Annotated in this window: 22 protein-coding genes; 2 read left to right on the forward strand and 20 right to left on the reverse strand. The window is 70.9% G+C overall.

Features of this window, described 5'->3' with window-relative positions; all coding sequences use genetic code 11:
* Positions 1-2: 2 nt before the first annotated feature.
* The 15 genes from AB0O34_RS13540 to AB0O34_RS13610 all read right to left on the reverse strand — a co-directional run bounded on the left by AB0O34_RS13540 (position 3) and on the right by AB0O34_RS13610 (position 13,333).
* A complete protein-coding gene (locus AB0O34_RS13540; protein WP_363915640.1) occupies positions 3-959 on the reverse strand; it encodes an ABC transporter ATP-binding protein in 957 nt (318 codons plus the stop codon).
* Positions 956-1,972: a right-handed parallel beta-helix repeat-containing protein gene (locus AB0O34_RS13545; RefSeq protein ID WP_363915641.1), complete on the reverse strand. Its 1,017-nt coding sequence runs from the start codon at positions 1,970-1,972 to the stop codon at positions 956-958. Before AB0O34_RS13545 ends, AB0O34_RS13540 begins: the two co-directional genes overlap by 4 nt.
* On the reverse strand, positions 1,972-2,442 hold the full coding sequence (locus tag AB0O34_RS13550) for a hypothetical protein (protein ID WP_363915642.1): 471 nt from the start codon (positions 2,440-2,442) through the stop codon (positions 1,972-1,974). The genes AB0O34_RS13545 and AB0O34_RS13550 overlap by 1 nt, the downstream gene beginning before the upstream one ends.
* On the reverse strand, positions 2,439-3,224 hold the full coding sequence (locus AB0O34_RS13555) for an alpha/beta hydrolase (RefSeq protein WP_363915643.1): 786 nt from the start codon (positions 3,222-3,224) through the stop codon (positions 2,439-2,441). Before AB0O34_RS13555 ends, AB0O34_RS13550 begins: the two co-directional genes overlap by 4 nt.
* A gap of 11 nt (positions 3,225-3,235) precedes the next feature.
* Complete coding sequence (locus AB0O34_RS13560; protein ID WP_363915644.1) at positions 3,236-4,084, reverse strand: ester cyclase; 849 nt, start codon at positions 4,082-4,084, stop codon at positions 3,236-3,238.
* A gap of 1 nt (position 4,085) precedes the next feature.
* On the reverse strand, positions 4,086-4,514 hold the full coding sequence (locus tag AB0O34_RS13565) for a phosphopantetheinyl transferase (protein ID WP_363915645.1): 429 nt from the start codon (positions 4,512-4,514) through the stop codon (positions 4,086-4,088).
* A complete protein-coding gene (locus AB0O34_RS13570; RefSeq protein ID WP_363915646.1) occupies positions 4,511-5,416 on the reverse strand; it encodes an ACP S-malonyltransferase in 906 nt (301 codons plus the stop codon). Before AB0O34_RS13570 ends, AB0O34_RS13565 begins: the two co-directional genes overlap by 4 nt.
* An 18-nt stretch (positions 5,417-5,434) precedes the next feature.
* A complete protein-coding gene (locus AB0O34_RS13575; RefSeq protein WP_363915647.1) occupies positions 5,435-6,304 on the reverse strand; it encodes an alpha/beta hydrolase in 870 nt (289 codons plus the stop codon).
* Entirely contained in the window at positions 6,301-7,542 is a 1,242-nt protein-coding gene (locus AB0O34_RS13580) for an FAD-dependent oxidoreductase (RefSeq protein WP_363915648.1), read from the reverse strand. The genes AB0O34_RS13575 and AB0O34_RS13580 overlap by 4 nt, the downstream gene beginning before the upstream one ends.
* On the reverse strand, positions 7,539-8,267 hold the full coding sequence (locus AB0O34_RS13585) for a nitroreductase family protein (RefSeq protein WP_363915649.1): 729 nt from the start codon (positions 8,265-8,267) through the stop codon (positions 7,539-7,541). Before AB0O34_RS13585 ends, AB0O34_RS13580 begins: the two co-directional genes overlap by 4 nt.
* 50 nt (positions 8,268-8,317) lie before the next feature.
* Positions 8,318-10,585 carry a beta-ketoacyl-[acyl-carrier-protein] synthase family protein gene (locus AB0O34_RS13590; RefSeq protein ID WP_363915650.1) on the reverse strand — a complete coding sequence of 756 codons (2,268 nt, stop codon included), beginning with the start codon at positions 10,583-10,585 and terminating at the stop codon, positions 8,318-8,320.
* Between the two features lie 31 nt (positions 10,586-10,616).
* On the reverse strand, positions 10,617-11,681 hold the full coding sequence (locus AB0O34_RS13595) for a glycine cleavage T C-terminal barrel domain-containing protein (RefSeq protein WP_363915651.1): 1,065 nt from the start codon (positions 11,679-11,681) through the stop codon (positions 10,617-10,619).
* A 3-nt stretch (positions 11,682-11,684) separates the two neighbouring features.
* The gene (fabZ, locus tag AB0O34_RS13600; RefSeq protein WP_363915652.1) at positions 11,685-12,233 is read right to left on the reverse strand and encodes a 3-hydroxyacyl-ACP dehydratase FabZ; all 549 of its coding nucleotides are present in this window, start codon (positions 12,231-12,233) and stop codon (positions 11,685-11,687) included.
* Positions 12,230-12,520, reverse strand: coding sequence for a phosphopantetheine-binding protein (locus AB0O34_RS13605; RefSeq protein WP_363915653.1), 291 nt, complete (start codon positions 12,518-12,520; stop codon positions 12,230-12,232). The genes fabZ and AB0O34_RS13605 overlap by 4 nt, the downstream gene beginning before the upstream one ends.
* Before the next feature lie 63 nt (positions 12,521-12,583).
* Positions 12,584-13,333, reverse strand: a complete 750-nt coding sequence (locus AB0O34_RS13610) for a 3-oxoacyl-ACP reductase family protein (protein ID WP_363915654.1) — start codon at positions 13,331-13,333, stop codon at positions 12,584-12,586.
* Between the two features lie 136 nt (positions 13,334-13,469).
* Here AB0O34_RS13610 and AB0O34_RS13615 point away from each other — a divergent pair, with 136 nt between their 5' ends.
* On the forward strand, positions 13,470-15,083 hold the full coding sequence (locus tag AB0O34_RS13615) for an FAD-dependent monooxygenase (protein WP_363915655.1): 1,614 nt from the start codon (positions 13,470-13,472) through the stop codon (positions 15,081-15,083).
* Here AB0O34_RS13615 and AB0O34_RS13620 read toward each other — a convergent pair.
* Both AB0O34_RS13620 and AB0O34_RS13625 read right to left on the reverse strand, forming a co-directional pair.
* Positions 14,999-16,531, reverse strand: coding sequence for a BTAD domain-containing putative transcriptional regulator (locus tag AB0O34_RS13620; RefSeq protein ID WP_363915656.1), 1,533 nt, complete (start codon positions 16,529-16,531; stop codon positions 14,999-15,001). The two genes, AB0O34_RS13615 and AB0O34_RS13620, sit on opposite strands and share 85 nt — an antisense overlap.
* Entirely contained in the window at positions 16,531-16,719 is a 189-nt protein-coding gene (locus AB0O34_RS13625; protein ID WP_363915657.1) for a hypothetical protein, read from the reverse strand. Before AB0O34_RS13625 ends, AB0O34_RS13620 begins: the two co-directional genes overlap by 1 nt.
* Before the next feature lie 1,105 nt (positions 16,720-17,824).
* Between AB0O34_RS13625 and AB0O34_RS13630 the strand changes: the two genes are divergently transcribed.
* Positions 17,825-18,790 (forward strand): aldo/keto reductase, encoded by a 966-nt coding sequence (locus AB0O34_RS13630; protein WP_363915658.1) that lies wholly within the window; start codon positions 17,825-17,827, stop codon positions 18,788-18,790.
* On the opposite strand, the gene AB0O34_RS13635 is transcribed toward AB0O34_RS13630, so the two are convergent.
* From AB0O34_RS13635 to AB0O34_RS13645, 3 genes are all read right to left on the reverse strand, one after another.
* A complete protein-coding gene (locus AB0O34_RS13635) occupies positions 18,766-19,434 on the reverse strand; it encodes a response regulator transcription factor (protein WP_363915659.1) in 669 nt (222 codons plus the stop codon). The two genes, AB0O34_RS13630 and AB0O34_RS13635, sit on opposite strands and share 25 nt — an antisense overlap.
* Entirely contained in the window at positions 19,415-20,335 is a 921-nt protein-coding gene (locus AB0O34_RS13640) for a sensor histidine kinase (RefSeq protein WP_363915660.1), read from the reverse strand. The genes AB0O34_RS13635 and AB0O34_RS13640 overlap by 20 nt, the downstream gene beginning before the upstream one ends.
* Positions 20,336-20,570: 235 nt before the next feature.
* Positions 20,571-21,521 (reverse strand): UbiA family prenyltransferase, encoded by a 951-nt coding sequence (locus AB0O34_RS13645; RefSeq protein ID WP_363915661.1) that lies wholly within the window; start codon positions 21,519-21,521, stop codon positions 20,571-20,573.
* Between the last annotated feature and the right edge of the window lie 237 nt (positions 21,522-21,758).

Raw genomic sequence — 21,758 nt, forward strand, 5'->3', positions numbered from 1 at the left:
GGTCAGTCCCGCAGGGTGCTGCCGGTGAGGTGCATGAAGGTGGCCTCCAGGTCGGGTTCGATGACCTCGGCGGCGGTCACGGTGGCGATGCCGTCGACGGCGGTGATGATCGCGGGCAGCAGGTACCTGCCGCCTTCGGCGATCAGCCGTACCGAGCCGGTGCCGGTCCTGACCGCCTCGATGACGCCCTCCACGGTCCGCAGCTTCGCGAAGGCGACGTCCACGTCCCCGTCGAGCGTCAGCTCGATCTTGTCCGCGCTGCCGACCATGGAGACGAGCTCGTGGCGGGTGCCGTCGGCCACGATCCTGCCGTGGTCGATGATCGCGACCCGGTCGCAGACCCGTTCCACCTCCTCCATGTAGTGGGAGGTGTACAGCAGGGCCATGCCACCGGCGACGAGCCGCTCCACGCCGTCGAGGATGGCCTTGCGGCTCTGCGGATCGACGCCGACGGTCGGCTCGTCCAGGATCAGCACCTCGGGTTCGTGCAGGAGCGCGGCGCCGATGTTGATCCGCCGCTTCATGCCGCCCGAGTAGGTGTCCAGCTTGCCGTCGGCCCGGTCGGACAGCCCGACCAGTTCGAGCACCTCGTCGATGCGCTTGACGAGCGCGCGGTGCGGCAGGCCGAAGAGCCTGCCGAAGAAGCGCAGGTTCTCCCGGCCGGTCAGCTCGGGGTAGAGGGCGATCTCCTGCGGCACGTAGCCGATCTTCGACTTCGCCTTCATCGGGTCGGCGGCGAGGTCGGTGCCGCCCACCAGCACGGTGCCGGTGTCCGGCCGCAGCAGCCCGACGAGCATGCCGATCGTCGTGGTCTTGCCCGCGCCGTTGGGGCCGAGCAGCCCGTAGGCCTCGCCGGGGGCGACGGAGAAGCCGACGTCCTGGACGGCGACGACGTCACCGTACTTCTTGCTCAGGCCCGCGCAGGACATGGCCGGCATCGGGGGCACTGCCGTGGTCATCGTCGCCACCCGCCCGCGTCCTCGGGGACGCCCTTGTCCGCCAGGTTGCCGGCGAAGGTCTGCCGGTCCAGGTCGGCGTCGATCTGGAAGTCGAGCGGGCTGTTGCCGGTGACCTGGTTCCACAGGATGTGGTTGTCCACGGCCTCATCGCCTCCCCAGTCCTTGGACGAGCCGAGGACGAACGCGCCGCCCATGACGGACTCGCCGCTCGGGTGGTTGTCGTGGATCAGGTTGTCCACGACGCTGACGCGGTGGGTCCCGATCAGCGCGAGGCCCACCCCGGAGATCGGCGGGCCGGCCGCGCCCAGCCCGTCGGGCTCGGCGCCGCTGGCCAGCCCGTTGCCGCGCATCTCGTTGCCTGCGACGAGGCAGTCACGGACGCCGCCGTCTGGCTCGCCCTCGTAGGTCTGATTCAGCAGCATGATGCCGATCGCGTTGCCGTGGCTGATGTTGCGCACGACCCGGGCCGCGGAGGAGTTGTCGACGAAGATGCCGAAGGCGTTGGCGAAGGTCTCGTTCCCGGCGATCCGCCCCTCGGCCTTCGGGCAGAAGCTCAGCGCGATGCCGCCGTACTGGCTGCCCGACGCCCGGCAGCCCACCACCTCGCAGCGGGTGGACTCGCGGACGTAGATGCCCCAGACCGCGTTGTCCTTGGCCTCGACGTCCTTCACCGCCAGGCCTTCGACCGAGTGCGCGTAGACGCCCGCGCCGGAGAACCCGCTCACCGTCAGCCCGTCGATCGTGACGTCGCCGACGCCCTCACCGTGCACGCTCACGCCGCTGACGACGTCCTCGGACGCGTCGTGGAGGCGGGGGACGTCCGGCGGCGGTGCGTCGCCGGGGACCAGCAGGGTCCGCCCCTGGCCCATGCCGCTCAGCGTCACGCCGCCGTGCCTGATCCACACGCTCCCCGCGTAGGTGCCCTCCGCGAGCTGGATCCGCGCGCCGGGTCCGGCCTCGTCGAGCGCCCGCTGGATGGACTCACCGGGCTGGACCGACCTCACAAGGGACATCACTCCCCCTTCCTGTCGACGAAGACGATCGCCAATGAGACGAGCAGCCCTGCGCTGTGCCCCCACCGGGCCGCGCCCGCCACCGCGCCTTCCATGGGGGCCTGGTGTGACGCGAGCCGTACGAGGGCGGCGCGGCGGCAGGCACCGCGTACGGCGTAGGTCGCGCCGCCGGTCAGCGTGAGGCCGGTCGAGGCGGTCAGCTCCTCGGCCGCCTCGTCGAGCAGCCGGCCGGTCCACCCGGCGGGCCGCTCGGCCAGGGCCTCGAAGTCGTGCCAGCTGAACCCGGGCGGGCGGCCTCCCACGGCCTTGATGAAGCTCTCCTTGACGGGGAACGCCTCCTCGCCGGTGCCGAGCTCCCGCTCGGCGGGCGTGGTGATGTGGCCGCTGAACACCGCCCCGCCGCGGCCGGCCGCCCGGGCGAGCCGGTCGGCCTCCACGATGTCCACACCGATCAGCACCGGCGAGGTCATGCCGGGACCTGGGCGCAGCGGGTGACGAAGGGCTCCAGGTGGGCGGTGTACTCCTCGGCACGCTCGATCATCGGGATGTGCCCGCTGTCCTCGACGACCACCACCTCGGCCTCGGGGTACTCCGCGAGCACGGTCAGCCACGGGTCGACCGGGGTCATCCGGTCGTGCCGGCCCCAGATGTACTTCGACGGGGTCGCCACCTTGTCCAGCGCCGGCTTGACCTGGTACTTGCGGGTGGCCTTGAGGCTGCGGGCCATGCTGACCATGGCGGAGGGCTGGAGGAGCATGGCCCCGACCTCCTCCATCCGCTCGTCGGTGAAGAAGCGCTCCTCGCTGTGGAACAGGGCGGCCATCATGCGGTCGCCGAACTCCTCGCCGACGGGCCGCACGCTCCCCCTGCGGTCGAAGCTCAGCCCGACGTCGGGGTCGGCGGTGAGGCCGGGGGCGCCGCTCACGACGATGCCCCGCACCCGATCGGGTCGACGGCCGGCCAGGTCGATCGCCACCAGGCCGCCGAGCGAGTTGGCGCAGACGATGACGTCCCCCACCCCGGCGGCGTCGCAGGCCTCCAGCAGCGCGTCGCCGAGGCGTTCGATGGATCCGGCGACCTGACGGTCGAGCGCGCAGATCGCCTCGTTGGTGCGCAGGACCCCCCAGCCGGCCGCCGAAAGGTGCCGGAAGGGGTGGTCCCAGATCCAGCCACCGGCGAACAGCGCGGACATGAACACCACGGCCGGCCGGGTGCCGTCGCCGAGCCTGTGCTCGGTGGTGAAATCGGACATGGCTGCTCCAGTCACAGTAGGGAGACGTCTTCGGGAACCCACCCGCAGCCGCAGGCCGCGCCCTCCCCGGCCTTCACGACGCCCTCGCACTCGGGGCAGCGGGCGTAGTCGCGTACGGCGGAGGGAAGCCAGACGCTGGTAAACGCCCGGGTGCACAGCCCGCTCTTGAAGAAGCGGCGCATCGCCCGCTGGTGCGGCCTCGCGTGCACCGCGCGGACGGACTCGGGGCGGTCGAACGCGCTCAGGGTGAACTTGCGGTCCCCGATGTCGAAGGTGGCCACGCCGAGGAAGCCCTTGGAGGCGCTCAGGGACTTGACGATCTCCACGCTCAGCAGGTCCACGTCGGCGGCCTCCGCGTCGTCGCGGATCTCCAGCCAGGTCAGCGTCAGGGCCCCGGGCCGCTCCGTGCGCCCCGCGGTGGCCCGGGCGCTGGTGCCGAACTCCCGCACCTCGTCGGCCTCCGGCACGAACCGCGCCGAGTAGCCCAGCGCATCGGCGACCGCGAGCCGATCGAAGCACCGCCGTACGTGCACGCCGTCCTCGCCGAGGGTCACCAGATCGGTGCCGGTGACGCTGACGGCCCCGCCGACCGCGGGCATGCCCAGGTAGGGGGCGCGGTGGTCGGCCTGGAGCGTCCACCAGAGGGTGGCCGCCTCCTCGTCGCCGGTCACGCGGTCGACCAGGAAGCGGAGCTGCTTGAAGCGGGCCAGCACCTCGGCCGCGTGCGCGGCCAGCGCGTCCCCGCTCAGCGCGCCGCCGGAGTCCGGGTCGCTGTAGGAGGCGGCCGACGCGGCCACGGCGGCGGCGTCACCGGCCTGCCAGGCCTCCAGGTGCTCCTGCGCGATCTTCCTCACGTCCATGTCAGTCCCCGCCGATCTCGTCTTCGGGCAGCCGCCCCGAGGCGACCGCCACCGCGAGCACCCGGCCGGAGGTGTGGCTGAGCGAGAGCCGGATCTGCCGGCCGGGCTCGGCCGCGGCCGCCAGCGCCCCGCCGAGCCGTACGGCGGGCGGGTGCCCTGCGTGGCACGCGGCGGTCCTCGCGCAGTTGGCGGTGGGCCGGGGCAGCACCTCGGCCTGGCCGAGGTGCTCGGCCGTCGGCGGGACGCCGAGCAGCCGCAGGACCGCGTACTTGCCGGCCAGGCGGCCGGCCCAGTGCTGGAGCGAGCGGCCGGACCCCGACCGCAGGCGCTCGGCCGGGGTGTAGACCTCCTCCAGCCGCATGTCGCCGACCAGCTCCTCCGGCCTGGAGAGCCCGGCGAAGCCGACCATCGCGCTCCCCCACCGGTTCATGCCGCCCGCTCCCTCGGCAGGCGCCGGAGCGTGGCCGGGTCCGCCATGCTCAGGCAGCGCGCGCCGGCGCGCCGGGAGAGCCCGGCGAGGACCTTGCTGTCGCCCACCTCGACGCCCGGGGCGATCTCGTCCACGGCGGCCACGGTGCGCGTCCACAGCACCCGCCCGGTGAGCTGGGCGACCAGGGCCTCCCTGATCACCTCCAGGTCGGTGGTGGGCTCGCCGGTGACGTTGGGGACCACAGGGACGCGCGGGGGGCTCATCGGCGCGGCGCGCACCGCCTCGGCCCAGCCGGGTACGGCCGCGGCCATCAGCGGTGAGTGGAAGGCGTTGCCCACCTGGAGTGGCACGATCTTGCGCGCGCCGGACGCGATCGCCCCCAGCCGTTCGAGGGCGGGAAGCGCGCCGGAGACGACCACGTGGCCGGGCGCGTTCTCCAGCCCCACCACCAGCGGCTCGTCGTCGGTGCCCGCCTCGGCTGCCAGCTCCTCCACCTCCGGGACCGGCAGGCCCATGACCGCGTGCATCCCCCCGATGACGCCGACGCCGGCCATCAGCCGGGACCGCAGCTCCACCAGGCGGACGGTGTCGGCCAGGCCGAGCACGCCGGCCGCGTGCAGGGCGCTCAGCTCGCCGACGCTGTGCCCGGCGACCACGCCCGGCTCGAACCCCTCCTCCGACAGCACGGCGAGCGCGGCGAGGTTGCACGCGGTCACCGCGACCTGCGCGTGCTCGGTCGCCACCAGCCGCTCCAGCGGCCCCCGCGCGCACACCGGGGAGATCGGCCGCGACAGCAGGTCGTCGACCTCGTCGAGCCGGTCGCGCGCCGCCGGCCTGCGGCGCAGCCACGCGCCCATCCCGACGCGGACGGTGCCCTGTCCGGGGAACAGATAGCCAAGCATGAGCCCACCCCCTTCCGCCTACAGCCGTCGCCGAGGGCGCCTTTCGTCAGTGGCGGCCCGCTCGGTGCCGAGGAAGCCGAGGAGCAACTTGTTGACCTGGTCGGGGGCGTCCAGCGGGATCCAGTGGCCGGCGTCCTCGATACGCTCGTAGCGCCACGGCCCCTTGACGTACTTGCCGGACGCCGACATGCCCTCTTCGAGCAGGGCCTTGTCCCCGGAGGACCAGATGCCGAGCGTCGGCGACAGCACCGGCGGGAACGGCCTGGCGGGCCGCAGCTCGGCCTCGGGCGACCGGTTGGCCCGGTACCAGTTCAGCCCGGCGGTCAGGGCGCCGGGCCTGGCCAGGTCGCGCAGGTAGCGGTCGTAGTCGCCGTCCCTGCCCATGATCTCCTTGAACAGCCGCCACCCGTTGCGGCGCAGCAGCTCCTCGCTGACGCCGGGGAACTGGTAGAAGAGCATGTACCAGGAGGCGGCCCGCTGCTCGATCGACGGGTTGGCGAAGACGCCCGGGTGCCCCACCGACAGCACGGCCAGGTGGTCGACCCTGCGCGGCATCAGGAAGGCGTACATCCACGCGATGGCCGCCCCCCAGTCGTGACCGACGATGTGCGGCTTGCGGATGCCGAGCTTGAGGGTCAGCGCGACGACGTCGTTGAGTATGGTCTGCATCCCGTAGGCCTCGATCTCCTGCGGTTTGCTGGAGTCGCCGAATCCCCGCAGGTCCGGCGCGATGACCCGGAAGCCGCCCTCGGCCAGCGCTGGTATCTGGTTTCTCCACAGGTAGGAGGAGTCGGGAAAGCCGTGGAGCAGGATGACGGGGTCGCCCTCGCCCTCGTCGACGTAGGCGATGTCGACGTCGTTGACCCGCGCCGTCTTCTTCTCGTTCATGCCGTCTCCCTGAACAGCCGCTCAGCGAAGAACTCGCTGAAGCCAAACTCGGGTACGTCCTCGGGGGCGACCATGTTGAGCAGCCCGGTCACCTGCGCGGCGAAGTTCTTCGCCATGAGCCGGCGGACCCGGCGCCGTCGCTCGACGGCGGCCTCACCGAACTCCACGTGCAGCCTGCTGATGATCGACGCGCCGAAGTCCAGGCGCTCCAGGCGGAACGCCCGCTCCTCCAGATAGGGGTCGAACGCCGCCGGCGACCAGTCGTCGCCGGCGAGAAGGATGTCGCAGACGGTCCTTGAGTCCCGCATGGCGCACGACAGCCCGGTGCCGAGCACCGTGTCGGCGTTTCCGGCCTCGTCGCCGATCAGGACCACGCCCTCTCTCAGCGGCGGCCCTTCTGGGACGCTGGACACCGACGGCCACACCGAGAGCGGCCCGGCGGGGATGGCCTCGGTCACCGCCTTGCCCCGGTCGGGCAGGCATTCGAGCTCGAAGGCGGCGAGGAAGCGCTCCACGCCGCCGGGCCCGCGATAGCGGTGCTTGTTCACCGTGGGGAAGTTCAGGTAGAGGCGCGCCCGGCCGTACCCCTGGGGGAAGACCATGAACATGACGTCGCCCGAGGTGCCCATGGCCTGCACGTCGGCGGGCCACCCGTCCATGCCCTCGACCATCATGCCGCCGCCCCAGTGGTGCATGGAGTTGCGCATCGTGATGCCGATCTGACGGCCGACGGTGCAGCCGCGCCCGGTGGCGCCGAGCACCATCCTGGCCCTGATCTCGTGCTCGCCCTCGGGGGTCTGGTAGGTCACCACCGGTTCGGCGCCCGCGGTGACGCCGATGCGGGCCGCGTCCATGACCAGCCGGGCCCCGCTCTCCACGGCCTGCGCGGCCATCAGCTCGCAGACGGCGTGGTGCGGGAACGACAGCGGCCCACCGATGCCGGGGATGAAGCGGGTCATGTCCACCGCCTCCACCTCCTCGCCGGAGACGGCCTCGTCCCAGGTCATCCACTCGCGGATCTCCCAGCCGCCACCGGCCGAGAAGCAGTCGTAGACCCCCAGCCGCTGGGCCTCGCGGATGCCCCAGGGGGCGAGCCACTCGCCGCGCACCAGGTCCTTGTAGGTCTCCTGCTTTTCGAGCAGCACGACCGACAGCCCGCCGGCGGCCAGCCTGCAGGCCGCCGACGCGCCCGAGATGCCACCTCCGACGATGACGACGTCGGCGTAGTCGACGGTCATGCCTCCCACCTCTCCCAGTACGTGCGTTCCTTGGCGCTGTATCGATCGGCCGGGCGGAACTCCGTGCCCACCGTGTAAGCGACCGGGATCATGCAGACCTGCGTGACCCCGGTCGGGATCCCGAGCAGCTCGCCTACCTGCCGCTCGTGGGGTACGTGCATGCAGGTGATCGTGCTGCCGAGCCCCCGGCTGCGCAGCGCGAGCTGGAACGACCAGACGGCCGGGAAGATCGAGCCGTAGAAGATGCTCGCCCGCATCCAGCCGTGCCGCACCAGGTGCCCCGGGTCGTCGGCGTCCTTGCCGGACATCCGGTCGTCCCACGCGGCGTTGATGGCCGCGACGTCCGGCGGCCTGCCGAGGACGCACGGGATGACCAGGACGGGCACCCGCGCGATCGTCTCGACGAGCGCCTCGGCAGACTCGTAGTTCCTGCGCGCCTGGCTGTTGTTCCTGCGCCTGCCTGCGTTGGTCCACATGTCGTTCCTGTGGAACTGCCAGGACGTCAGGGTCAGCTCGGCGATCTTCTCCTTGACGGCGGGATCGCCGATCACGAGCCAGCGCCAGTTCTGGTGGTTGTTGGCGGTCGGGGCCTGGACGGCGACCTCCAGCGCCTCCTCCACGACCTCGCGGGGCACCGGCCGGTCGAGGTCGAGCCGGCGCCGCACGGACCGGGTGGTGGTGAGCAGCCGGTCGGTCTCCGTCACGTCGAAGGGGGTGCCGGTCATGAGGCTTCCCGCGCCTGCCCCGTGACCACCGGCGGCCTCGCTCGGTCCGGTCATGGCGCCCCCAGCAGGACGGCGCCCCGGACGGATTCGGGTGCTGAGGTGAGCACGAGCGCCTGGCCGACCGGGTCGGGCAGGTTGGGCTTGGTGACGTAGGAGTCGAGGTCGCCCACGTGCGGGGACGCGAGGCCGGTGAGGGCGGGCGCGATCCCGTCGCGGATCGCCAGTGCCGCCAGGGCGATGTTCATCGCCCCGGTCGCGGCCTGGCAGTCGCCGGTGGCCCCGGCAGAGGTGGTGAGCACGGCGCCCGGCGCGGCCTCCAGCACCGCGGCGGCCTCCTCGGCGTCGTGCGAGCCGCCGGTGCCCGCGCCGACCACCAGGTCGGGACGGGCCTGCGGGAGGCGGGTGAGACCGCGCGCGATGGGCTCGCGCCCGTCGTCCCCGCCGGCGCCGGCGTGGCTGGTGCCGAGGACGCGGGCGTAGGGCCGCCCGCCGCGCCCCGCGCAGTGCTCCGCCGACTCCACCACGAATGCGACCGACGCCGACCCGGGCACCGTGCCGGTGGGCCAGCTGTCGTACGGGGAGACCGCGGCGTCCTTCGGGACGGCCGCGACCGTCTCGTCGGCCGCGACCACGAGCACCACGTCCGCCTTGCCCGCCCTGATCATCTCGAGTGCGCAGTCCAGGGCGATCGAGGCCGACGCCCCGCCGTTGCAGATCGTGGTGGTCGGCCCGCGCAGGCCCAGGGTCTGGCAGACCGCGCCGCCCGTGGCGTTCAGCACGACGTTGGAGAAGCTGAGCACGGCCGGCTTGTTCGGGTCGGCCGCGATGCTGTCGTCGAAGCCGCCCGTGCTCTCGGCCGACCCGGCGCCGGTCGCGAACACCAGCCCGACGTTGTCCAGGTCCTTCCTCGGCAGCTTGAGCTCCGCGTCCTCCCAGGCGAGCCGGGACGCGGCGATCGCCATGCGGGACAGGTTGTTCATGTGCCGCCACAGCGAGCGCGGCGCGAACGTCCTGCCGTCCAGGGAGGGAGACCGCCCGAGGGCCTGGCGGCCGGCGACGACCGCCTCGGTCACCTCGCCGATGCCGACGCCGAGGCCGCTGACAGGCCCGAGGCCGGTGATCACGGCCTCGCGCCGCGGCAGCTCGTCGTGGCCCCGCTCGCCCCGAGGCGTCGTGAGCACGAGCGAGACGTTGTTGCCGCCGAACGCGTAGTTGTTGGACACGACGGTGTCGATGGCCATCTCCCTGGCCACGTTGGGCACGAAGTCGAGGTCACCGGGCACGGCGTCGTCGGCGAAGCCGATGGTGGGCGGCGCGGTGCCGTGCCGCAGCGCCAGCACGCTGGCGACCGCCTCCACCGCGCCCGCGGCGCCCAGGGTGTGCCCGACGAACGACTTGATGCTGCTCGTGGGCACCTGCCCCGCCCGCTCGCCGAACACCACCCGCATGACCTTGGCTTCCATCGTGTCGTTGGCCGGGGTTCCGGTGCCGTGACCGCTGACGTAGCCGACGTCGTCCGGGGTCAGCCCGGCGTCGGCGAGCGCGCGCCGCATGGCGCTCGCCCCGCCCCGCCCGGTGGGGTCCGGCGCGGTCGCGTGGTAGGCGTCCGCGGACAGCCCGTACCCCGCGACCTCGGCCAGCGGCGTGGCACCCCTGGCGAGCGCCCGGTCCAGCGGCTCCAGCAGCAGGAACGCCGCCCCCTCGCCGAGGTTGAGCCCGTCGGAGTGGCTGTACGGGCGGCAGGGGCCGGTGCTGAGGGCCTTCAGCCCGGCGAACCCCGCGTAGGTTCCGAAGAGCAGCGGGTCCACCCCGCCCGCGAGGACCACGTCGGCCTCGCCGGTGAGGATCTTGTCCTTGGCGAGGCCGACGGCGTTGCCGCCGGCCGCGCACGCGGTCGACACCAGAATGCGTGGCCCACGCATGCCCAGCCGCCCGGCGACCACGTCCTCGGTGCGGTGCATGGGCTGGTAGCGCCCCGCCGCGTCGGGGGTCGCCTGGCACTTGCCGAGAATGATCCCGAACCGGTCGGGGTCGAGGTCGTCGTCCGTCAGCCCCGCCTGCTCGACCGCCTGGCGAGCCGCGATGAGGGCGAGCCGGGCGGTGCGGTCCAGGGCGGCGTCGGAGTCCGGCAGCTGCCCGGAGATCCACTCGTCGGGAACCTGGCCCGCGTGCCGTGCCTCGAACACCGCGAAGGTCTCGTCCTCGACCGGGGTGAGGCCACCCTGGCCGGACATGAGCCGCTGCCAGAACTCCGCGGGATCGCGGCCGATGGCACAGATGACTCCCAGGCCGGTGACGACGACGGGCCGCAGCGCCATGCTTGTCTCCTCATCAGACGATCGACGCGGATCAGATGATCGGGATGCTCCAGCTCTTGGGAACGATGTAGGGGCTGGTCAGCGTGGTGACCTCGGCGTCGTCCACGGTGAACTCCAGTCCCGCGGCGGCGAGGTCGGCGTCGACCCGCGCGAGGCCGAGCGTCGTGCCGAGGCCGACGCTGTGCACCGCGTGCACCACCTCGCCGACGTCCTGCCCGCCGGCCAGCACCCTGGCTCCCGGCGCGGGGACGGACGCCCCGCCGCTGAAGCCGACGGTGCGGCGTCCCTGGCCGGACTCCAGCGCCTTGAGCACCGCGTCCTTGCCGATGAACTCGTCCTTGGTGACGTCGACGAGCCAGTTGGCGCCGATCTCGATCACCGAGGTCCCGTCGGTGGCCTCGTGGCGCGGTATCGGCTGGCGGACCTCCAGCATCGCCAGCTCCAGGGCCTCCTGCCCCGCCGCCCCGGCGTGCTCGACCGCCTGCGCCCACAGCTCGGGGGCCGCCTCGCGCGGCACGATCATCTGGTAGCCGTACTCGCCGGTGAAACCGGTCCGCGCGAAGATGATCTCGGTGTCGCCCCAGTTCGTGTCCACGACCGACTCGAACGGCAGCGAGGCCAGCTCGCCGTCGATCAGCCGGCCGACCACGCCCCAGGCGTAGGGGCCCTCCAGGCCGAGGACCGTCAGCTCCTCCGAGCGGTCGGTGATCTCGACGCCCTCGTCGTTGTGCTCCCTCAGGTGCGCGAGGAGGCGCGTGCCGGCGCCGCAGGAGCTCTCCAGCAGCATGCCGTTCTCCCGGCCGAAGGCCAGCACCTGGTCGACGACCTGGCCGGACTCATCCAGGACGAGGCTCATCATGCAGCGCTCTGAGGTGAGGTACTCGACGTCGCGGGCGATCACCCGCTGCGCGAAGTCGACGGCGCCGTCACCGGTGACCTCGATGAGGCTGTGGCCGCTCAGGTCGAGCACGGCGGCGCGCTCCCTCAGCACCTTGTACTCGTCGGAGACCGCGGAGAAGCGCAGCGGGACGGACGCGTCGCCCACCTGACCGTAAACGGTGTCCTCCGGATGCAGGTTCGCGAGGACGGTAGCCATGGTTCACACCTTTCGTACGGAGACGTTGCCGGCCGGGTCGGCGATCGTGAGGTTTCCTTCGGCGGCGACGTGGCCATCCACCCGCGCCGACACCCGGTACTCGGCGAAGCCTCCGCCGCCCCCGGTGCGCTCGGCGGACAGGACGAGCTGGTCGCCCGGGACGACAGGCCGGCGGAACCGCATCGACCTGACCCCCGCCAGGTAGCTGATCCTGCTCGCACCCGCGAGGGCGAAGACCACCCCGGCGAGCTGGGCCATCGCCTCGACGATGACCACGCCGGGCAGCACGGCCTCGCTCGGGAAGTGGCCCTGGAACCACAGCTCGGTCCCGGCGACGTTCTTGGTGGCCGTGCCCTTCACGCCCGGCTCCACCCTGCCCACGCGGTCGAGCAGGAGCATCGGCCAGCGGTGCGGGAGCACCTCGCGGATCTGGTCGTTCGTCAGCCCCGAGATGACGGGCGCCACAGTGTCGGCCACCGCGCCGGCCAGCGTGGCGGCCGTGGTGCCCGCCGAGGGGTCGGCCGCGACCTCGGCCGCCACGTCGAGCGTCATGCCGATGCCCGTAACGCGGGGTTGACCTCGTCCGCGAGCCGGGACACCGAGCCGAAGACGGCCATCTCGCTGTCGTAGAGCGCCACGCCGAACTCCGCCTCGATGGCGACGTAGAGCTCCAGGACATCGAGGCTGTCCAGTTCGAGCCCGCGCCCGAAGAGCGGTTGGTCATCGGTGATCCACTCAGGCTGGATCTCCAGGTCGAGCCGGGACACGATCATCTTCTTGATCTGGGTGCAGGTCTGCTGACGCTCGGCGGCCTTCGCACGGAGCTCATCGATGGTCATCTATCCTCCTTGGGCATCGGGGCGGGCTTGTGGTTCTGGTCCGGCTCAGGGTGCGGGAACGGCTCACGAGAGGCCGCCGCCGTGGGCGACCACCACCGCGCCGGATATGTACGACGCCTTGTCCGAGGCGAGGAAGCTCACGATCGACGCGATCTCCTCGGGCCGCCCGATGCGGCCCAGCCGGATGCGCGACTCGTACTGCTTCCTGAGCTCGGTGGGCACCTTGCGCGTCATGTCGGTGGAGACGAAGCCGGGCGCCACGACGTTGGCGCGCACCCCGTGCGGGGCGGCCTCGTTCGACAGCGCCCTGGTGAAGGCGATGATCGCGCCCTTCGACGCCACGTAGTTCGTCTGGCCGGGGAAGCCGCCGTCGAGCCCGCTGCTCGAAGAGATCGTCACGATCGCCCCGCTGCGCTGGTGTTGCATCAGCCGCAGGCCTTCCCGGCAGCTCAGGAACGTGCCGGTGACGTTGATGTCCATCGGCTGGCGGAACTGGTCGAGGTTCATGGCGATGAGGTAGCGGTCGAGGGTGACGCCGGCGTTGGTCACCAGCACGTCCAGCCGGCCGTGGTCGGAGCGCACTCCCCGGAACATCCGCCGCACGGCGTCCTCGTCGGTGACGTCCGCCTGTACGGCCGTGGCGCCGCCGCCCTCGCTCTCGATCTGGGCCACGACGTCCTTGGCGTCCTGCTCGGACCGGCCGTAGTTGACTATGACGTGAGCGCCCTCCCTGGCCAGGTCGAGCGCGACGGCCCGGCCGATGCCGCGCGACCCGCCCGTCACCAGGGCCACGGAGCCTTCGGCAAAGAGCATCATCGCCTCCAGGGGTTTGCCCGCGAATCAAACAATTGGGGATCTGCTCGAAAAGCTACTAGGGCGAGATATCACGCCTGCATCATGGAGTTATCTCTGCATTGACTGAGATAACGGCATATATCACCCTGACACCATGGATACGCTCGATGTCGAAGTTCTGATCGTCGGCGGCGGCCCGGTCGGCCTGTCCGCGTCCATTGAGCTCTCTCGGCACGGAATATCCTCACTCCTTGTCGAGAAGCATCCGGGAACGTCGATTTTCCCGAAGGCGCGCCTCATTTCCACCAGGACCATGGAGCTCTTTCGCGCCTGGGGAATTCAGGAGGAGGTCGAGCGCACCGGCATGCCACGCGAGGGCGTCCTGGCGGTGGGCGTCGGCACATCCCTGGCGGCCCCCGACTTCCTCCGGGCCGCCGCGGCGATCCAGGAGGACGCCCCGCAGAGCCCGACGTACACCTGCCTGTGCTCCCAGGACCTGCTCGAGGTGATCCTCCGCCGGCACGCCGAGGAGCAGTCGCGGGCGGAGGTCCGGTTCGCGACCGCCATGACGGAGACGCGAACCACCCCAAGTGGCGTGGAGACGGTCGTCGAGTCGGAGAAGGGCCGCACGCTCGTACGCTCGCGGTATCTTGTGGCCGCGGACGGCAGCCGCAGCACCATCCGCGACGGGCTCGGCATCGGGGTCGAGGGGCCTCCCCCGATGGGCCACATGATCAGCGTCATGTTCGACGCCGACCTCGGCGGCCTGCCCGCCGACCGGCGGGCCGCGCTGTCCTTCCTGCGCAGCGACCCGCCGTGCGCGGTGGAGGCGGTGGACAACCGGCGGCGGTGGATGCTGCAGACCGGGTACGACCCGGCGGCGGGCGGGAGCGCGGACGACTTCACCGAGGACGTGTGCGTGGCGGCCGTCCGCTCGGCCGTCGGCATCCCCGGCCTGCCCGTCCGCATCCTCGGCGTCATGCCGTGGCTGCAGCAGGCCGTGGTCGCGACCGGGTTCCGCGACGGCCCGGTCTTCCTGGCCGGGGACTCCGCGCACGTGGCGACCCCGCAGGGCGGGTTCGGCATGAACTGCGGCATCCAGGACGCGCACAACCTCGCCTGGAAGCTCGCCGCCGTGCTCCGCGGGACCGCCGGGCAGGAACTGCTGGCCACCTACGAGGCCGAGCGCCGTCCGATCGCGAGCCGGACGGTCGAGGAGAGCCTGGTCAACGCCCTCATCACGTTCCGCATGATGCGGGGACGGCTCTCCATGCGGGACTCGATCGAGCAGCAGGCCGGCCGCCGCAGCTCCGAAGGGCTGATCCTCGGCTTCCACTACCGGTCGGACGCCGTGGTTCCCGACGGCACGCCCGAGCCCGCGCCTGACGATCCTTACCGGACCTACGTCCCGACGGCCCGCCCAGGTCACCGGGCTCCGCACGTCTGGCTGTCGGCGCAGGCGGGCCGGGTGTCCACGCTCGACCTGCTCGGCCCGTGCTTCACCCTCATGACCCCGGCGGGCGGCGGCTGGCTCCAGCCCGCCAAGGAAGCGGCGCACCAGTACGGCGTCGCGCTCACCACCGTCGAGATCTCCCCCGACGGCTCCACCCCGCTCACCTCGCCCACCTGGGCGGACGAGTACGGCGTGGCGGCGACCGGCGCCGTACTGATCCGCCCGGACGGTCACGTCGGCTGGCGGTCGCCCGGCGGGGAGGCGTCGCAGGACGAGCTGGCCGGCGCGCTGGCCGCGATCCTGGCCAGGTCGTGACGGGGCCCCGCCCGTGAGCACATCCTGGCCGCGCCCAGGCGCAGGGACAGGGGGTTTCCTGAAGAGGTGGCGACGAGGTCCGTCACCGTCTGCGCACCGAGCCGGGCGTGCGCCGCGCCGACGAGCATGTCCGCCAGCTCCCTCGCCACCTCGGCGGCCAGTGGCCGCACGAACTCGCGGTGCGCCCCCTGCCTGGCCACGAGCTCGTCGAGGGGATCGGCGCTGGTGACGATCACCCGGCAGTTCGCGCCGCCGGGCAGCAGCGGCCGTACCTGCTCGCTGTCCCTGGCGTTGTCCAGCACCACCAGCAGCCGCCGCCGGGCGGTCCAGCTGCGGTAGAGGGCCAGCTTCTCGGCCTGGTCCAAGGGGATCTCGGCGGCCGGCACGCCGAGGGCCCTGAGGAACCGGTCGACGACCGCGTCCGGTTCCGGCGCCGGGCCCTCACCGTTCCCGCCCATGTCGGCGAAGAGCTGGCCGTCGGGGAACCAGTCGATCCGGTTGTGCGCCCACCGCAGCACCAGCGCGGTCTTCCCGACACCGGCCGGGCCGCTCACGACCATCGTGCCCGGCACCGCGACCCCCGGGTCCGGACGCATCGCCACGTCCAGCGCGACCGTCTCCTCGTTCCTGCCCACGAACGGCAGGACCTGCGGGGGCAGCTGGGAGGGGACGACCAGGCCCGTGCCTGGCCTGTGGGCCGGGGGCCGCATGAGCGCGGACTCGTCCCTGAGTATCTGGTCGTGGAGCCGCCGCAGCGCCGGGCCCGGTTCGAGGCCGATCTGCTCAAGCAGGTACCTGCGCGTCTCCTGGTACGTGCGCAACGCCTCGGCCCGGCGTCCCGCCCGGTACTGCGCCAGCATCAGCTGGGCCCGCACCCGCTCGCGGAACGGGCACTCCGCCACCAGGGCCAGCAGCTCCGGGATGACCTCGTGATGGTGCCCGAGCTCGATCTCCAGCTCCAGGCACGCCTCCATGGCCTCCAGGCGTGACTCCTCCATGCGCGCCACGTCGTAGCGCAGGCCACGGAGATCCTCGAAGGGGTTCCCCCGCCACAGCGCCAGCGCCTCGCGCAGCAGCTGGACGGTGTCCTCCCTGTCCCTCCCCGCCTCCTCGCCGCGTGCCCGCGCCACCAGCGCCCTGAACTGGAGCCAGTCGATGGTGTCGGCGCCCGCCCGCAGCAGGTAGCCGGGACTGGACGTCTCGATCGCGCCGGCACCCAGCGTCCGGCGCAGCCTCGACACGCAGATGGCGATCTGCCTCCAGGCGCTCCGCGGCGCGGAACCCGCCCACACCGTCTCGATCAGCCGGTCGACGCTGACGACGCGGTTGGCGTTCAGGACCAGGCTCGCCAGGATCGCCAGCTCCCGGTTCGCGCAGATCTGCAGCTCAGCACCGTCCTTGAACACTCTTAGCGGTCCAAGGACGCGGAACTCGAGCGCCCCGCCCATCAGCCGGTCCGCGTCAGGTACTGCTCGATGAGGATAGAGGTGTCGTACACGGTCATGTCGGGCCGGCCGGTCTTTTCCACTATGGCCGCCATGCTCTGCGCGGTCAGGTAGGTGACCCGGTTTCCTCTGCGAACCAATTCGGCGACCACGGGATCGGAATGACACATGAAAAAATAGTGTCGCGTCATGTGGAAATCTCTCCGGCAGATTACGCGGGTATGCGCTAGTCGCAAACCTAATAAGGGTTCCCCGAATCACGTCACCCCCTAATCCCCCCTGTAACCCCCCCTGTCCCACCCCTCCCGGTAGGGGTTCCCCTATCCGGGTGGCCGCGCTCGCGCCGAGCCCCGGGTGCCGAGCGGGACGCCGACCCCCACCCGCGCCCGGGACCGTCGCCGCCCCTCGCTTCCCGGCACGTGAGTGGTAGCGGACCTCACGTCCGCGTACGGGCGGCCGTTAGCCGCCCGCGGCCCCCGTCCGGCCGCGGCGGCGCGTCGGTGTCGACTCGGATTCGCATGCCGCCGGCCCGCCCCGCCGCGATGAATACCCCGATCGCCGCACAATGCCATCCCGACGTTAATAGGGGGTGGACCGCCCGAGGACCCTGCTTTCCGGTAAGGGACGAAATAGGGGTTCCGGAACGCGGCAGGGGGTTGAGCCGGCCCGTCATCGCGTGGCATGTTCACCGGTAAGCGTGGATGGCCGCCACGTGTGTGAGCCGCCCGTTAGGAGCCCGCCATTCCCACACTCCCCGCCCAGCCGGCACAGGTGAGAATCGCCGGGCCCGACCTTTCGGGAGGGGCCCGTTTCACGCACGTCACGGCCGTCCGCCATTGGCTCTCAGACATATCGTCCGGCTCCGGCGGCGACGGCGTGTTCCGCGCCTCGCCCATCCGGTCCCGCGCCCCCGGCCAGGGGGCCGGCAGCAGGTGAACGAGCAGGCGCGCACCCTCGGCGCCTGCCCGTACGGCCCGGCCTCCGGGAGCGGGGGCGGTTCCCTGCGCCCTTAGGGCCGGGCAGAAAGCCCGCCTCGGCGATTTCGCGGACGCCTTTCGATCACGCTCGCGCGGGACCTTTCCACGGGCGACCCAAAAGGATCACTCCCGTGGATCAAGGATACCCCAGCATTTAAAGTATATAAGCGACTTAAATGGCTTACCGCTGTATGCTCCACCCTCTTGGGAACAACGATATATCCTTGGTTGACTTTACTTTGACCTGGTCTTGACTAGACTTTGACCGGATATGAATAGAAGTGCAGAAGTCTGGGATGGGCGTGCCTAAGGGGTCCACTTGCGTTACACGAGGTTGGGACGGACAGGGCCGGTCATCTCCAATATCGGGCTCGGCTCACTGGCCCTCACCGGCGCCTACGGCCACGTCGACAACGGTGAGGCGCTCAACCTGATCCGCAAGGCGCTCGACGCCGGCGTGACCATCATCGACACCGCCGGCTTCTACGCCGCGGGCCAGGTCGAACGCCTCGTGGGCCGGGCCGTCGCCGGGCGGGCCGATGAGGTCGTGGTGTGCACCCGTGGCGGCGTGCGCCGCGCGCGGCCGGGGCGGCCGGCCACGTTCGACGGGCGGCTCGACTACCTGGAGCGCTCCTGCGAGTCCTCCCTCGAACGGCTCGGCGTCGACTGCATCGACCTCTACTACCTCCACTGCCAGGACGAGCGCGTCCCGGTGGAGGCGAGCATGGCCCGCCTGTCCAGGCTCGTGAAGGCGGGGAAGATCCGCTACGTCGGCCTTTCCAGCGGCACGGTCCATCAACTGCGGCGGGCGCACGCCGTGCACCCCATCACCGCGATCGCCATCGAGTACTCGCTCTGGGGGCTACGCGCCCAGCCGGACCTTCTCGCCGCCGCGCGGCAGATGGGCATCACCGTGGTGGCCGCCCGCCCGCTCGGCCGGGGCTTCCTCACCAGCCGCATCCGCACCCCCGTACAGCTGGGCGGCGGTGACTGGCGGCACGAGGACCCCCGTTTCCAGCCGGAGAACCTCCGGCTGAGCGTGGGGCGGCTCCGGGAGATCGAGGCCGCGGCGGCACAGCTCGATGTCGGCACCGGCCGCCTCGCCCTGGGCTGGCTGCTGTCCCAGGGCGACCACATCGTCCCCGTCCCGAGCACCCGCGACCCGGTGCACCTGGAGATGAACCTCGCCGCCTCGGCGGTGGAGCTCGCGCCCGGGACGCGCGACAAGCTGGCGAGGGTCTTCCCGGCCGCGAGGTTCGATCAGTCGGCCTCGACCCTGCTCTGAGGGGAGATGAGCGACGCCGCGAGGGCCTTGTTCACCGCGTCGATCCGGGAGACCGCGTTGAGCTTGACGAAGATGTTCCGCATGTGCCGTTTCACGGTCGCTTCGGCGAGGCCGAGGCACCGGGCGATCTGGCCGTTGCTGAGCGCCTGAGCGGCGAGTTGCAGAACCTCCTGCTCCTTGCTCGACAGGACACCCGCCGGAGGCCCCTTCACCTGGGCGAGGCTGTGGCGCGAGACCGCGAGCACGACCCTGGCGGGATCCTCGTGGACGCTCCGCACCGCCGCGATCAGCTCGTGGCGGTGCACGCTCTTGAGCAGGTAGCCGCAGATGCCCGCCACGAGGAGCCGCGTGAGCAGCTGCGGCCCGTCGTACATGCTCAAGATGATGATCTGGGTCTGCGGGGAGATCTCGCGGATCCGCGTGACGGTCTCGGTGACCTCGTCACCGGGGATCTCGACGTCCAGCAGCACCACGTCCGGCCGCGTCTCCTCGACGAGGGCCAGGGCGGAGGAGGAGTCCCCCGCCTCACCCACGATGCCCATGTCCTCGACGGCCTCAAGGATCTCGCGCAGCCCTTCCCGGAAAAGGGCATGGTCGTCGACGATGGCGACGGAGATTCCGTTACTACGATTCGTCCGATTCATGGGACTGTCTCTTTAGGGGGATGAAGAGCTCGACTAGACAGCCGTTCCCTGGTTCGCTTGAGATGGTCACCCGGCCCCCGAGCAGCTCCGCGCGCTCGCGCATGGAAGCGAGACCGACGCCTCCGCGCACCCGGGCGAGCAGCGGATCGAAGCCGTGCCCATTGTCCTGTACGGACGCGAGCAGCTCGTGCGGAGCGATGTCCACCCGCATGAGGATCACCGAGGGATGCGCGTGGGTTATCGCGTTGCGTGCGGCTTCCCTGACGATGAGAAACGCCTGGTCGAGCACTCTCGGCTCCGCCCACGACTCGTCGCCGTTCACGTCGAGCCCGACGGAGACGCAGTCGTCCTCGACCGCTTCGAGAAAGCCGAGCAGCGCTTTCTCCAGGCTCTTCACGGGCACCTGGGGATACAGCTCCGACGTCATCTGCCGGAGGTTCTCCATGGTCTCCTGGATGGCCTGCTGCGCGACCGCGATCTTGGCCGACGCCCTGGCGGGGTCCGTGGCCCGGTGGACCTCCGACAGCGCCAGCTGCTGGTGCGCGACGCTGATGCCGTGACCGACGCGGTCGTGGAGCTCCCGGGCTATGCGGCGGCGTTCCTCTCCCTGAGCCTCCTGCACCTGGTTGAGGAGAAAGCCGTGATAGCTCTCCGACGCCTCGCGGACTCGCCGGGAGAGGCTCTCCTCCATTCCGGTCGCCACGAGCGTGAAAATCTCGGTGGGCGACTCGGTGTCCACGGCTATTTGCCGCGCCAGATGGGCGAGAGCGGTCCTGAAGAACAGCGAACCCGCCTCTAGAGATGCCTTGGGGTGAACTCCGGTCGCGGCGCGAGTACTGCCGACTTCCCAGGCGTGAAATTTATAGAGCTCGTTGACCTGCACCTTTCCGGCGCGAAGCATGGCGGCCACATCGTCAAGGACGTAGTGGGCCGTCATAAGGGCCTGGCGCGTCGCCTGCGGATCGCCGGAGAGAACGTTGCCGCTGGCTTGCAGCTCTGACTCGAATTCCGAAAGAATTTCTTTCCGGCACGCGTCGACGAATCTCGCTGGGTCGTTCCCTGCCCCTCGTGCCGCATCCAAGGAAGTCCCCTCCGCCATGGGACGCGCGTGCCCCAACTATCTCGCAGCCGGGTCTTTAAAGCAACATATAGGATGACATATTGCTGATCAGCGCGGTAATGTGCACCAGGTGTTGCGTCGCCATGAACGCTCTGTAAGGCCGCCGTTGTTGGCGCCGACTTCCCTTGGAGGAGGCGGTGCGACCGGCCACGATCACCGCCGCGGCCCCCGCGCTCATCGCCACGAACGCCCCGATCAGCGGAATGCCGAGGACCAGGATGGTCGCGCCGAACGCCGCCGCCAGCACCACCGCCGCGACGGACATCACGTATCGTGACGTTCGCTCGCCGAGCGTCACGCCGATGGTCCGCCGGCCCGCCGCCGCGTCCCCGTCGATATCGGACAGGTCCTTGGCGGGAACGCCGACAAGCGTCATCCAGTAAGTGGCGGCGATCGCGAACACGATCAGTTCGATCGGCGTGGACACGTTTTCGCCGCCGGTGGAAATGAAGAACCCGCACCAGTAGGACAGCAGGCCAGAGACGCACAACACGATGATTGTGCCTCCGGACCCGCTTTTGAGATGAAATGGCGGCCCGGAGTACAGGTAGCCGAGAACCAGGTTCGCCCCGACCATCCACGTCACCTGAGCGGGCAGCCCCAGGGTGGCGGCGAGCGAGAGACCGGCCGCGACCAAGGCGATGGCCATCGCGGTGCGCGGATCGAGATCGCCGCGGGCGATCGGCCTCCGGGAGCCGTTGATCCGGTCCTCGGTGACGTCGGTCACCCCGTTGAAGAGGTAGACGGCGAGAATCGACAGGACCCAGGCCGCCGCCCCTTGTATCACCTTCGCCGGGTCCGGGACGGCCCCGGCCGGCACGGCGAGCGCGGCCCCCGTCAGGAATCGGAGCATCGAAATCGACAGGACGGCCGGCCGCGCTTCGACGACGCACAGCCCCAGCACGCGAATACCAGACCGCAGGGCGGAAGCGCCGGTAGCCTGCTTCGTTACCCATATGCTCGTCATGACCGGATTGTTCCCCGAAGCCGGCGGCTCGTTAAGAGGATGATCCGAAGGTTGTAGTCGGCGGTGATTCTTTGGATACCACCCGTACCACCATCGGATATCTGCGCCGATCTCATCGTGCACCCGTATTGTCGGGCCGCGCCCACCCCTATAGCTTGAAGCCAGCGGAAAACGCCGGGAAAGGCGGGCTGCACCCCTGACGGAGGCCGAGCGATTCAACCTTAAAAAATTCGATGC

It is taken from the genome of Sphaerisporangium sp. NPDC088356, from assembly GCF_040685555.1.
Classification (GTDB): domain Bacteria; phylum Actinomycetota; class Actinomycetes; order Streptosporangiales; family Streptosporangiaceae; genus Sphaerisporangium.